The sequence below is a fragment of the Zarconia sp. genome (assembly GCF_057467645.1).
Genome location: NZ_JBRJXU010000056.1, coordinates 41,040 through 53,983 on the forward strand (window position 1 = coordinate 41,040; position 12,944 = coordinate 53,983).

The 12,944-nt window shown below is 53.5% G+C and carries 14 protein-coding genes; 4 read left to right on the forward strand and 10 right to left on the reverse strand.

Annotated elements, in window-relative coordinates; genetic code table 11:
* Positions 1-335 precede the first annotated feature (335 nt).
* The 10 genes from AC2215_RS08095 to cysE form a co-directional block, all read right to left on the reverse strand.
* Positions 336-1,739: an NAD(P)(+) transhydrogenase (Re/Si-specific) subunit beta gene (locus tag AC2215_RS08095; RefSeq protein WP_486809461.1), complete on the reverse strand. Its 1,404-nt coding sequence runs from the start codon at positions 1,737-1,739 to the stop codon at positions 336-338.
* Positions 1,736-2,026, reverse strand: a complete 291-nt coding sequence (locus AC2215_RS08100; protein WP_486809462.1) for an NAD(P) transhydrogenase subunit alpha part 2 — start codon at positions 2,024-2,026, stop codon at positions 1,736-1,738. The genes AC2215_RS08095 and AC2215_RS08100 overlap by 4 nt, the downstream gene beginning before the upstream one ends.
* Before the next feature lie 149 nt (positions 2,027-2,175).
* The gene (locus AC2215_RS08105; protein WP_486809463.1) at positions 2,176-2,346 is read right to left on the reverse strand and encodes a hypothetical protein; all 171 of its coding nucleotides are present in this window, start codon (positions 2,344-2,346) and stop codon (positions 2,176-2,178) included.
* A 243-nt stretch (positions 2,347-2,589) separates the two neighbouring features.
* The gene (locus AC2215_RS08110; RefSeq protein WP_486809464.1) at positions 2,590-3,744 is read right to left on the reverse strand and encodes a Re/Si-specific NAD(P)(+) transhydrogenase subunit alpha; all 1,155 of its coding nucleotides are present in this window, start codon (positions 3,742-3,744) and stop codon (positions 2,590-2,592) included.
* A 146-nt stretch (positions 3,745-3,890) separates the two neighbouring features.
* On the reverse strand, positions 3,891-4,463 hold the full coding sequence (locus AC2215_RS08115; protein WP_486809465.1) for a (2Fe-2S) ferredoxin domain-containing protein: 573 nt from the start codon (positions 4,461-4,463) through the stop codon (positions 3,891-3,893).
* A gap of 275 nt (positions 4,464-4,738) precedes the next feature.
* Positions 4,739-4,942, reverse strand: a complete 204-nt coding sequence (gene nifT / locus AC2215_RS08120; protein ID WP_486809466.1) for a putative nitrogen fixation protein NifT — start codon at positions 4,940-4,942, stop codon at positions 4,739-4,741.
* Positions 4,939-5,205: a nitrogen fixation protein NifZ gene (locus AC2215_RS08125; protein ID WP_486809467.1), complete on the reverse strand. Its 267-nt coding sequence runs from the start codon at positions 5,203-5,205 to the stop codon at positions 4,939-4,941. The genes nifT and AC2215_RS08125 overlap by 4 nt, the downstream gene beginning before the upstream one ends.
* Before the next feature lie 95 nt (positions 5,206-5,300).
* Positions 5,301-5,846: a DNA starvation/stress protection protein DpsA gene (gene dpsA / locus AC2215_RS08130; RefSeq protein ID WP_486809468.1), complete on the reverse strand. Its 546-nt coding sequence runs from the start codon at positions 5,844-5,846 to the stop codon at positions 5,301-5,303.
* A gap of 123 nt (positions 5,847-5,969) precedes the next feature.
* Positions 5,970-6,239: an Asr1405/Asl0597 family protein gene (locus AC2215_RS08135; RefSeq protein ID WP_486809469.1), complete on the reverse strand. Its 270-nt coding sequence runs from the start codon at positions 6,237-6,239 to the stop codon at positions 5,970-5,972.
* Between the two features lie 130 nt (positions 6,240-6,369).
* On the reverse strand, positions 6,370-7,185 hold the full coding sequence (cysE, locus tag AC2215_RS08140) for a serine O-acetyltransferase (RefSeq protein WP_486809470.1): 816 nt from the start codon (positions 7,183-7,185) through the stop codon (positions 6,370-6,372).
* Between the two features lie 1,217 nt (positions 7,186-8,402).
* On the opposite strand from cysE, the gene nifB reads away from it, so the two are divergent.
* From nifB to nifU, 4 genes are all read left to right on the forward strand, one after another.
* Entirely contained in the window at positions 8,403-9,902 is a 1,500-nt protein-coding gene (nifB, locus tag AC2215_RS08145) for a nitrogenase cofactor biosynthesis protein NifB (RefSeq protein WP_486809471.1), read from the forward strand.
* Between the two features lie 98 nt (positions 9,903-10,000).
* Positions 10,001-10,396 carry a 4Fe-4S binding protein gene (locus AC2215_RS08150; RefSeq protein ID WP_486809472.1) on the forward strand — a complete coding sequence of 132 codons (396 nt, stop codon included), beginning with the start codon at positions 10,001-10,003 and terminating at the stop codon, positions 10,394-10,396.
* Between the two features lie 236 nt (positions 10,397-10,632).
* Positions 10,633-11,841 carry a cysteine desulfurase NifS gene (gene nifS, locus AC2215_RS08155; RefSeq protein ID WP_486809473.1) on the forward strand — a complete coding sequence of 403 codons (1,209 nt, stop codon included), beginning with the start codon at positions 10,633-10,635 and terminating at the stop codon, positions 11,839-11,841.
* A gap of 198 nt (positions 11,842-12,039) precedes the next feature.
* A complete protein-coding gene (gene nifU / locus AC2215_RS08160) occupies positions 12,040-12,942 on the forward strand; it encodes a Fe-S cluster assembly protein NifU (protein ID WP_486809474.1) in 903 nt (300 codons plus the stop codon).
* Positions 12,943-12,944: the final 2 nt, after the last annotated feature.

Below are 12,944 nucleotides of genomic sequence, written 5' to 3' on the forward strand. Positions count from 1 at the left end.
GCTATCTGTTCCGGGCGAGCATTTCAGAAGTTCAATTTGTTACCAGATTTACTTTTATTTGAGGAATAATTGAGATATTTGATTATCGGAATCTACCGATGAACTAACGGCATAGAATTGCAAATTATTTTTCTATATGATACCTTTAGAAGGTTTGCAACTTAAACGTTCGTTTCAAAATAAAATTAATATAAAATCAAGCCATCGAAGTGAGAAAGACGACAGTAGGGGTCAACGGTCGTGAACCCCTACTCAATTCCAAGTCTTGCGATCGGCAAATTCTCGTGAGTCTCAAATGGCTGTATTTTGCGATCGAAAATTGACGCGATCGAGCGTTACAACTGCTTGACCTCAGTCACGAGTTGCGACACCGCATCCTGAGCGCTACCGAAGAGCATCATCGTTTTATCGTTGTAAAACAGCTCGTTATCCACTCCAGCAAAGCCCACGCGCATACTGCGCTTGATGACAATGGTGCGATCGGCTTTATCCACGTTCAGAATGGGCATGCCGTAGATAGGGCTGCTGGCATCGTGGCGAGCGGCCGGGTTGACGACATCGTTCGCACCAATCACCAATGCCACGTCCGTGCGATCGAACTCGGCATTGATATCATCCATATCGTAGAGGCGATCGTAGGGCACGTTCGCTTCCGCCAGGAGGACGTTCATATGCCCCGGCATCCGTCCGGCCACGGGGTGGATGGCATATTTGACCTCAACCCCCATTTTTTCCAATTGGTCGGCCAGTTCGCGCACGCTGTGTTGCGCTTGAGCAACCGCCATACCGTAACCCGGCACGATCGCCACAGAACGGGCGTAACCGAGCATCATCGCCCCTTCTTCCGCATCGATGGCGTGCACCACTTTATCGGAGTTGCCCCCAGCCGCACCACTCGAGGAACCGCTACCGCCACCAAAGGCACCGAAGAGAACGTTCCTCAACGGACGATTCATCGCCTTGCACATAATCTGGGTGAGAATCAATCCCGACGCACCCACCAGCGCCCCGGCAATAATCAGCATATTATTGGCTAAGATAAACCCGGCCGCGCTCGCCGCCAAACCCGAGAGAGAGTTGAGGAGGGAGATGACAACGGGCATATCCGCACCGCCAATAGGCAAGACGAACAGCGCCCCCAACAGCAGGGAAACCCCCACCGCCACTAAAAAAACCGTCAAATCCTGGGGATGGAAGGGTAGATAGACCGCAGCCAGCAGCAATTCCCCCAGCAGGAGGACGTTGACGACTTGCTGCAAAGGAAACGTCACCGGAGAACCGCTCACGAGACCCTGCAACTTCGCAAACGCCAAGCCACTACCGGTGAGGGTAATACCGCCGATGGCAATCCCCACCACCACCACAAAGGTCGTATCCCAGGGAACCGTGCCCTCAAGTTGCAGCAGCCGCCAGAACTCGGCGATCGCCACCAACGCCGAAGCCGCACCGCCAACCCCGTTGAAAATCCCCACCATCTGGGGCATAGCCGTCATCGCCACCTTTTGAGCGGCGATCGCGCCAATGAGGGAACCCAGGATGACCCCCAACAGAATCATCTCGTAATTTAACACCGACTGTTGCAACAGGGTGGCGATCGTGGCCAGTGCCATTCCCACCGCTGCGAGTTGATTGCCTCGGCGGGCGCTAGCGGGGGAACCCAGCAATTTCAAACCCAAAATAAACAAGGATGCGGCGACCAGATAAGCCAGCTCGATTCCTGTCGGTAGAATGGCATTCATGCCTTGACCTCCTTCTTTTTGAACATTTGCAACATGCGATCGGTGACCAGAAAGCCACCGACGACGTTAATCGTCGCCAGAACCACGGCAACTAAACCCAGCACCACCGAGAGATTCCAGGATTGAGGGCCGGCGGCTAAGATGGCACCGACGATGGCAATCCCGGAAATGGCATTGGCACCGGACATCAAAGGCGTGTGCAAGGTGGGTGGAACCTTATTGATGACCTCGAAACCGACGAACGAGGCGAGAACGAAGACCGTTAATGCGCTAAGAAGTTCTGTCATATTAGACCTCCGAGTGTTTGAGGGGCTTGGGAAGATTTGGGGGCAGGGGGAGGAGTGAATGGACAATTGACAATTGACAATTGACAATGGGCAGATTGTTCTTTACCGCGTCACCGCATTCTTCCTCCCTCCTCCTCCCATCTCTTGGCTTAATGATTCAGAGTGGCTGCCGTTCCATCTAGTACATGGCTTTGAGCGAGGGCGGACGTATGGAGCGTCGGTGGCGTATCGAGGGTGGGTAGGATGTTCCCGATCGCCTCGAAACTCACAAACGCAGCCGCTGCGAAGATAAATAACGTACTGAAGAAATCTGAAGTCACGATCGAGTTACCTCCAGGTTCGGAATAAAAGTGGGCAATTGATGTCAGTTCGGGTTTCTACCGGTTCCGGTGAGGGAGCTTTGGGTAGCTCTCGGGAGCTTGGGAAGCTTGGGGCGCTTTGGGAGCTTTGGGTAGCTCTCGGGGGCTTTGGGAGGCTTCAGGGGCTTCGGAGGCAACGAGCGCTAAACTCTCCCTTGTCCCCTTGTCCCCTTGTCCCCTTGTCCCCTTGTCCCCTTGTCCCAATTACAGCGTTGCCATCGACAGAGCCTGTTTCACCCGTTCGTTGCGAATCTCACCATCGTGGGTGACGCAAGCACTATCGATAATGTTGTCCTCGAAATTGAGGTTGAAGGCGTTATCTTTCACCAGCAGTTTTAGCAAAGACAGGAGATTCTTGGCGTAAAGCTGGCTGGCTTGAACGGCCATCGATGCGGGTAGGTTAATCGGACCGATAATGGTCACGCCGTTGGGCTGACAGATATCGCGGCCGGGTTGGGTATAGGCGCAGTTGCCCCCCTGTTCGGCAGCGAGATCGACAATGACCGAACCCGCTTTCATGGCGTCTACCATCGCTTCCGTGACAATAACCGGCGCTTTTTTACCCGGAACTTGGGCAGTGGTGACGACGATATCCGCTTGGCGAACGTGCTGGGTGAGAATTTCTTGAATTCGTTCCTGGCTGGTTTGGGTGACTTCCTTGGCATAGCCCCCCGCGGTAGCCGTTTCTTCCGCCAACGACACGTCAATAAATTTCGCCCCCAAACTCTGCACCTCCTCCTTCACCGCCGGACGGATATCGAAGGCTTCGATGGTGGCCCCTAGGCGCCGTGCGGTGGCGATCGCCTGCAATCCGGCAACCCCGGCCCCAATGACGAGAACCTTCGCTGGGGGAATCGTCCCCGCAGCCGTGGTCATCATCGGGAAAATCCCCGGCAGTGCGGCCGCAGCCAGTAAGATGGCTTTGTATCCAGCCAGGGAAGCCTGAGACGAGAGCGCGTCCATACTCTGGGCGCGACTGGTACGGGGAATCAATTCCATACTCAAAGCCGTCACCTGTCGCTGGGCGAGCAATTCGATCGCCTCGGGAGCGCCCAAAGGGTCGAGGAAAGAGATGAACGTCGCCCCCGGTTTGAGCCAGTTTACTTCCGGATAGCCATTGCGAACTTGAGGCGGACGAATTTTGAGGACGATATCCGCTTCCCCCCAGAGTTGAGCCGGATCGGAAATCGCGATCGCCCCAGCGGCCATATAATCGGTATCGCCGAAAAAAGCATTTTCCCCCGCTCCCGCTTCAACCCAAACCTCAAGACCGAGATCGACCAAGCGAGAGGCAATTGCAGGGGTGATGGCGACGCGGCGTTCGCCAAATTCGATTTCTTTGGAGATGGCAATTTTCATCAATTTCTCCTCAATGTTTTAGACTGCTAAATCCAGTTCGTTTCGAGATTGCGGTATCGATCGCGACATGATGCTGACGTGGAGAGGGTGCGCGCGGCGATGCGAGCATTTTCAACCGATGCATTCGATCGAATCGTTGCCAGTGGTTAACCGAGCTGGATGTAATACTCCTCCAACAAAGCCCGAGCCATCTGAGGGCGAGCTTTGCGGTAACGGTGTTTTCCCGGCATGATGATGAAATTGGGCGATCGCGAGCAATCTTTCAGACACCCCGTGCCCTCGATTTTGACCTGTTGCTGCAAATTCAGGTCGCGCAAGGCAATGACGAGCGATCGCATCAATTGCTTGCCGCCGTTCTTGGCACATTTCGACTTCTGACACACCAGAATTTTGGCTTGGGGGGGGATGGATGGGGTTGCCATCGTCCGCGTCTGGGAATCGGAAGAATCCACCCCCACAGAGCGCGCGCGTTGGGCTGTGAGCTTCAATTTCCCCGTCGCGCGATCGACTTGACCTCGACCCTCAACCCGCACTCGATCGCCCAGTTGCAAGATTGAATGTAGGGAAGCTCGTAATTCCTTGGGTAATTCGATGTCTACCTTTTCCTGGGAGAATCCCAACAGAAGGTATTTGGGCTTGGCTGGTTTGCCACCTGAAAATCCCAGAAAGCGACCCTCAAAGCGAAAGTCCCAAGATTGTCGATTATCGATATCCACCATTGAATGACTCCAAGCTCGATTTAAAATGTGCGCGGACAGTATTTGACGGACGCGGTGATGGGGAGATGGGGAGATGGGGAGACAAGGGAGAGGGGGAGGGGGAGACAAGGGAGACAAGGGAGACAAGGGAGAGTGTGAAGATCGTCTCAATTGATGTATTGCTAATTGTCCGCTCGTCCATTAACTCTCCCCCAGCTCCCACCGCGATTGCCTGCTCCCCTGCCACGGTCACTTGTGTCCTAACACGACTGCATATAGCTATATATCTCCCGTCCTCAAGACAATCGCCTCGCCTCCACCGTTTGAGGCAATTGCAGCGATTCGAGAGCACCGGCGATCGCCAGTTCCCAACCGTTGGCAAGGGTAAAAACGGTGTTCTCCCCCGATTTCGTTTCTTCAACCACCTCTTCTTCGAGGTCTTTTTTGGCGACGTAAGCCAAGAGCTGACCCGCGTCGTTATGCCGTAACATCACCTTCATCGTGCTTCCTCCATCAATTCGAGTTCTCTCTTGCGACAGCCCACCAGATTCCCGGTTTCGAGAAAATGTACCGCGTAAATATAAGAGGTCTGTAGGTACGTCCCGATGCTGACGATGTAACCGATATCGCCCTTCTTCGCCAGCGGTGCGCCAATATCTTGACCGGGGAACGTGCCATCGTTGCGAATCAACTTGCACACCCGAACTTTTTGACCGATGTCAAAGGCTGGGGGCAGATCTAACTCTAGTTCGTCTAGTTGCATGGGTTTTTCGGGTTCCGTTTTCGGAGATGTTTATCGAGAGTGGGAGCATCTTGCTCCCGTTTCCCCAGAGTGGGAGCATCTTGCTCCCATTTCCCCTAACTACCGATAAACGAGGTCACTAAACTGTCTGTTGTCAGGAAGTGGTCGAGGTGGAACGCGCGTTCTTCGGTCGCGAGTAAAATTTGCTCGTACAGATAGCGGGTGGCGCGATCGCCCACACTCTCCGCTTGGGCGGCTTGACGGCGAATGAGCTCGATAATGCTTTGTTCGGCTTGCAAGTCGTTTTCCACCATCTGGCGGCTGGTAAACGCGCCATCGGGTTCGGGGGTGAAACTACACAGTTGAGCCATAGTGGCAAACGTACCGGCAGGAATACCCCCCAGACCGTTCATGCGTTCGGCAAGGTCGTGAGCGTGATTTTTAACTGCTTCGTAGCCTTCTTGAAAAAACTCGTGCAGGGAGTAGAATTCAGCACCTTCCACCACGAAATGGTGTTTTTGATATTGCAAGTACAGAGCCTGAAAACTGGCGTAAACCAGATTTAAGCCTTCGCACACGGGAACCGTCACGCCGCGATCGATTCCCACGGGATTCTCGCCAACTTGACCGAATGCTTGTACTGTTGCCTGTGATTGTGTCATTTGTCGTTTCCTTTGAATTGAAAGAATTGAGTAAAGAAAGGTGATGCGATCGTGGCATTGACCACCTGCGGCTGAACCCGTGCCTCACGTTAAAATCGGAGATTTCGAGAATGTTTGAAAATCTCAGTGGTTTTGCTTGCAAGGAATTCGAGTCGACCAGCAGCGCTCCAACCAGGTCACCAGTTCCTGGCGCGAGGCGATAAACTGCTGCACGGTACTGCGCACGAGAATCAACGCCAGACCGTGATTCACATCGACTCGCAACGAACCATCGGTGGGGCAGGCACAGGGGATGTGCAACTCTTGCAGCCGGCGGTGAATGCACCAGCGAGTGCTGCGGGGAATGGCGATGACCTGCCCCTGGGATACATTGACATGAGGATTTTCTTCCATAACTTTGACTCCGAGTGGATGAGTTTTTCGTGATACTTGTGGGTCTTCGGGGCTTCGGGAATTTTGGGGTTTTTGGGGGCAACGAGCGCTAAATTCTCCCTTGTCCCCTTGTCCCCCAAAAGCTCCCGACTCAGACCCTGAGGCGATCGAGTAAAGGGGCTGAACGAATATCAGTTTTTAAGGTCTGCAGTGCGGCTTCGAGGTGTTCGATACGATCGAGTAAGGCGCGGATGGCGGTGGCTTCGGCATCGGGAATTTCACCGTGTTCGAGGGGGCAGGTGCCGACGTTCGATCGACAGATGTTACGACCGGGTACGCCGACGGCCGTGCAGTGGGCCGGGACATCCCGCAGGACGATCGAACCCGCACCAATGCGCGCGCCGTCGCCAATCTGAATATTGCCCAGAACTTTGGCCCCCGCACCGACAACCACCCGTTCCCCGACGCTGGGATGGCGCTTACCCAGTTCTTTCCCCGTACCGCCGAGGGTGACACCCTGATAAATAAGGGTGTAGTCGCCGACGATGGCCGTTTCGCCAATCACAACCCCCATGCCATGGTCGATGACCACACCGCGACCGATTTGCGCGCCGGGGTGAATTTCGATCCCGGTGAGAAACCGGGCGATATGAGAAATCAGTCGGGGGAAAAAAGGCAGCTTTGCCCGATCCAATCGGTGAGCCAGACGGTGGCAGGCTAGGGCGTGAAAGCCAGGGTAGCAACAGAGAACTTCCAGCCAACTGCGAGCGGCCGGATCGCGCTCGAAAATGACGCGCAGGTCTTCCCAAAGGGGGGTGTTTCGTACAGATTGCTTGAGTCGATCGATCCCATCGCGCCAGAAGGGTTGCGATCGGGTTTGGGAAGAATCGGCAGACCCCTCTGAGGAGATGGGATCGGGTTGGTGCGCATCAACAGGGATGGGCGAGCGGGGAGTAGACCGTAGCATCGCGAGTTGGGGTAGCTAGCAAAATCGTTGCTAATGCTTATACCAGTTACCTTTTGTAGGGGGACGGCAACGGCGCTCGATCGGAATTACTAGAAGTATTAACGGTTGTACTCAACGGCTCAACCCTCCCAAATTCAGCGATTGGCAACAAAAATTTGGGCGGGGGTGCGAGTATTTTCGAACCCAGGGACGAGTATTTCTTGCAGGGGGGACTTGTAATGATGCACTCAACCTTAAGCCTTGATTCATGAGGGCTAAGGTTGAAAATTATCGTCAGTTAAAAGTCCGTTTGGATGTACTCAAATTGGTAATTTTTCGAGGATTGGAAGTGTTTATTTAAGATGCCGATCGGATTCTAACTCAATTTTTTCAAAAAGTCATTATTTCATAAATATTTGCGATAAGAAATGATATATTTTATACAGAAAGAAGGTTGAGCTTTATCTCACCTCCGACCTCATCTTCTTCTTGGGAGCGCACTCGCCCTTCTTTCGAGTTCTCCGAATCGAAATCGCCCTTGGGTTGAAAATTGAGAGATAAATGATAAATTAGATACAGACAAAAAATTTAGGTCTCGATATCGCTTCATCTTCGACCCCAATTTTAGGCGATCGTCGCCATTTTGAGTACTTACACTCGATCGTCACCCATTCACTCAAAAACGCCCAAATACCTTACCCAATATAGATTTGAGTTGAGTACACAAATAGCCGTACCCATCCCTAAAAATACCTAGACCCCGATCGAAAAATACTCGCACCCCGACCCAAAAAAAAGTTTTGAGGTTGATGATATCGGGGTTTGGGGCATTGAGTACAAGTCTAATTATCTCAATAAATTCTATCGGGGACTCGATCGAAATCCAGTTTTCCAGGGACTGCTATAACTTCCCTATCCCTAACGTCAAACACGGAACTCGGAACAGCGGAACTTTAGTTTGAAACTTGAGTTTTTAAAACAGTTCTTCTTCTCGGGTTAAGTGGATGGAGGCCAAGCAAGTACGCAAGCCCAGTTAGCCTCAGTCCCGTCGATACGCTCGAACGTTAATCAACCCAATAGATTTATGTTGATAAATTGAGGGTTCTCTAGTCTGCGTAGGCAGGTTCTCGAGGTAGACGAGACTTTATTCTTCAATAAGATCGAGCATTAAATGCGGTTTGCGTCACTTGTATTTCTTCACAGACGAGGGTGAGTTGTTTTGAATCTGGAATTTTTCAATGACACCACCACCACAATCCGCATTGTTATCTGCACCTGTGGCGAAGGCAACGCCAATTGAAACAACAAAAACCACCGCACCAGTCAAAGCAACGCCAAAAGTCGCTAAAAAGTCTAAAGGGAGTTGCGGTTGCAGTTCCAATAGCACGACGACTCAGAGCTTAGATGAAAAAATGCGGGCGCGGATTGAAAAACATCCCTGCTACAGCGAAGAAGCCCATCATCACTATGCTCGAATGCACGTTGCCGTTGCGCCTGCTTGCAACATTCAGTGCAACTACTGCAATCGCAAATATGACTGTGCGAACGAGAGTAGACCCGGTGTCGTGAGCGAACTGCTCACCCCGGAAGAAGCGGCTCATAAAGTGCTCGTCGTGGCCGGTAAGATTCCCCAGATGACGGTTTTGGGGATTGCCGGTCCTGGAGACCCCCTAGCTAATCCCGAGAAAACCTTCCGCACCTTTGAATTGATTGCAGACAAGGCCCCCGACATCAAGCTGTGCTTGTCCACCAACGGGCTGATGTTACCGGATTATATCGATCGCATCAAGGCTCTCAACGTCGATCACGTCACCATCACCATTAATATGGTTGACCCGGAAATTGGCGAGAAAATTTACCCCTGGGTTCACTATCGCCGCAAGCGTTACCGGGGGATTGAGGCCGCTCGGATTCTGCACGAGCGACAAATGGAAGGACTCCAGGCACTGCGGGAAGCCGACATCCTGTGCAAAGTCAACTCGGTGATGATTCCAGGGATTAACGACAAGCATCTGGTGGAAGTCGATAACGTCATTCGCCAGCACGGTGCCTTCCTCCATAACATCATGCCGCTGATTTCCGCCCCCGAACATGGAACCCACTTCGGTCTCACCGGTCAGCGCGGACCCACAGCCAAAGAGCTGAAAGCGCTTCAAGATGACTGTTCCGGCAACATGAAAATGATGCGGCACTGTCGCCAATGTCGAGCCGATGCCGTCGGACTCCTGGGTGAAGATCGATCGCAAGAATTCACCAAAGCGAAATTCATGGAGATGCCGCCAGAATACAACCTGGAAACGCGCCAAGAAGTTCACGCCGGCATCGCTCAATTCAAAGCCGAACTCGCCTCAGCCAAGGCGAAAACGAAATCCACCGCCAAAGTCGCCAACAGTCCCAAGATTCTGGTAGCCGTTGCCACCAAGGGAGGCGGACTGGTCAACCAGCACTTCGGTCATGCCAAAGAATTCATGATTTACGAAGTGGATGCCAACGAAGCGCGGTTCGTCGGTCACCGTAAAGTCGCCCATTACTGCCAGGGGGGTTACGGCGAAGAAGCGACCCTCGAAGGGATTATTAGCACTGTCGCCGACTGCAAAGCCGTACTCGCATCGAAAGTCGGTCCTTGCCCCCAAAAAGAACTCGAAAAAGCAGGAGTTCGGGTCGTGGAAGCCTACGATGTCATCGAGAAAGTGGCTAGAGAGTTCTACGACGGGTACGTCCAGACGGCCCAGGCATGAGTCATGAGGACTGGCGGGTTATCGGTTAACAAGTGAGATGGACCCGCCGCGGCGAACCCCCCTCGAGATTTTGAACCCTCAAAAATCGGAGTCGAACCATGACTTATACCATTACCAGTCAATGTATTAGCTGCGATCGCTGCCTGTCTATCTGTCCCACCCACGCCATTCAACGCAACGAGTCAACCTATTGGATCGATCCCAATCGTTGCAATAGCTGCGTCGGTCACTACAGCGTTCCCCAATGCTGGGCGACTTGCCCCACCAACGAAGGCTGTATCCCGTTTACCGCTGGTGTGACGGCAGTTGAACTGACCTCTGCATCCGAAACGTCATCGGACTACTGGGAGGCTTGGTTTGCCACTTACAACCGCATGGTGGCTCGCCTGAAAGCAAAGCAGCAATCGGAATACTGGCGTCGCTGGTTCGATTCCTACTCCAAAACCCTCTCCAAACAGCTCCAATCCCGAGCGGATGCAGTCTCTGCGCGGTGAGGGGGAGAAGGGGACAAGGAGACAAGGGGACAAGGGGACAAGGGGACAAGGAGACAAGGAGACAAGGAGACAAGGGAGAATTTAGCTCCCAAAGCCCCCGAAGCCTCCGAAGCACTCGTTGCCCCTCAAACTCCCCAAACTCCCAAAGCCCCTCAAACTCCCCAAGCTCCCCAAGCTCCCCAAGCCTCCCAGAACTTTCCAAAACCACAGCCCTTCATCCATCACCAAGAATTCTTATGTCGACTTGTATTTACCTTGACAACAACGCCACAACCCGAATCGATCGGGCCGTTGTAGACGCGATGCTGCCCTACCTGCGAGACTTTTACGGCAATCCTTCATCCATGCATCGTTTTGGCGGGCAGGTGGGTGCGGCAGTGCAGAACGCTCGATCGCAAGTTGCCCGGCTTCTGGGCGCGGAAGATTCGGAAATTATCTTTACCAGTTGCGGCAGCGAAGGAAATAATACCGCCATTCACGCGGCTCTAAGCGCCCAACCCGATAAAAGACATATTATTACCACCGAAGTCGAACACCCCGCCGTTCTCAATGTTTGCAAGCACTTAGAGAAAAAGGGATATAGCATTACCTATTTATCGGTGAACCGTCAGGGACAGCTCGACATCACCGAGCTAGAAGCGGCCATCACCGGCGGTACGGCCCTGGTGACGATGATGTACGCCAACAACGAAACCGGCACGATTTTCCCCATCGAGGACGTGGGAGCGATCGCCAAAGAGTACGGGGCCACCTTCCACGTCGATGCCGTCCAAGCGGTGGGCAAAGTTCCCATCGACCTGAGCACCAGTACCATCGACTTGCTCACCCTCTCGGGTCATAAACTGCACGCTCCCAAAGGCGTGGGTGCTCTCTACGTGCGGCGCGGGTTCCGCTTCCGTCCCTTCCTCATCGGCGGTCACCAAGAACGGGGACGCAGAGCGGGTACCGAGAACGTTCCCGGCATCATCGGGTTGGGTAAAGCCGCAGAATTAGCTCGATTGCATTTCCAAAACGTCGATCGAGAACGGAAACTGCGCGATCGCCTCGAACGGGGATTGTTCGATCGCATCAGCGACATTGAAGTGAACGGGCATCCCACCCAGAGACTCCCCAACACCACGAATATCGGCTTTAAGTACATCGAAGGGGAAGCCATTCTCTTGATGCTCGACAAAGAAGGCATCTGCGCCTCCTCTGGTTCTGCCTGCACCTCCGGTTCTCTCGAACCCTCCCACGTGTTGCGAGCCATGGGCATTCCCTACACCATTCTCCACGGTTCCATTCGGTTTAGCCTTTCCCGGTTCACCACCGAAGCTGAAGTCGATCGCGTTCTTGAGGTGATGCCCGAAATCGTCGATCGCCTGCGGGCCCTATCCCCCTTCAACAGCGACGAAGCCGACTGGTTGCAAGGTCGAGAAGTCGCCTCCATCGGCAGCCAAGGCTGATGAGGGGATGGGACGCGGTGACGCGGTGACGCGGAGATGGGGAATTTTCCTCTGCCTCCAAGGAGGGCAAAGCATTTGGATTTTTCAGGTTTCGTGGCAACCAAGATTAATCGCCCAAATGCTTGTGCCCCTACAGACCCTGCCTCCTCAATACCCCAAGACCCCAAATCAATTACTCAACAACACCCCCCTAAGACCATGTGGGACTATTCAGAAAAAGTATTAGACCTGTTCTATCATCCCCAAAACCAAGGCGCGATCGAAGATCCAAACGAACCTGGTATTGCCGTTGTCTTCGGCGAAGTCGGCAGCATTGCTTGTGGCGATGCCCTCCGCCTGCACCTCAAAATTCTCGAAGCCAGCGACACGATTCTCGACTCCCGCTTCCAGACCTTCGGTTGCACGAGCGCGATCGCCTCATCCTCGGCGTTAACGGAAATCGTCAAAGGCAAAACCCTCGATGAAGCGCTCGAGATTACCAATCAAGAGATTGCCGAGTATCTCGGAGGTTTGCCCGAAGCCAAAATGCACTGTTCGGTGATGGGTCAAGAAGCCCTCGAAGCGGCCATCTACAAATATCGCGGCATCGAAGTCGAAGCCCACGACGACGACGATGAAGGTGCCCTCATCTGTACTTGCTTCGGCATCAGCGATAACCGCATCCGTCGGGTGATTATCGAGAACGATCTCACCACCGTCGAGCAAGTCACCAACTACGTCAAAGCCGGTGGCGGTTGCGGTTCCTGTCTGGCGAATATCGAAGATCTCATCCTCGCCGTCCAGGAAGAGCGCGAAGCCATGCCCTCGAAGATGGCTGCCGAAATCGCCACATCCGAGACCAACGCGCCCCAGGCTCCCCTAACCACCGTACAAAAAATTGCCCTAATTCAACGAGTTCTCGATGAAGAAGTGCGACCGGTGCTGCTGGCTGACGGTGGTGATGTCGAGCTGTACGACGTCGACGGAGATCGGGTTCAAGTGAACCTGCAAGGGGCGTGCGGTTCCTGTTCGAGCAGTACCGACACCATTAAGTACGCCATCGAAGCACGGCTCAAAGAACGCATTACCCCCACCCTAGTGGTGGAAGCCGTATCGGTCTAAAT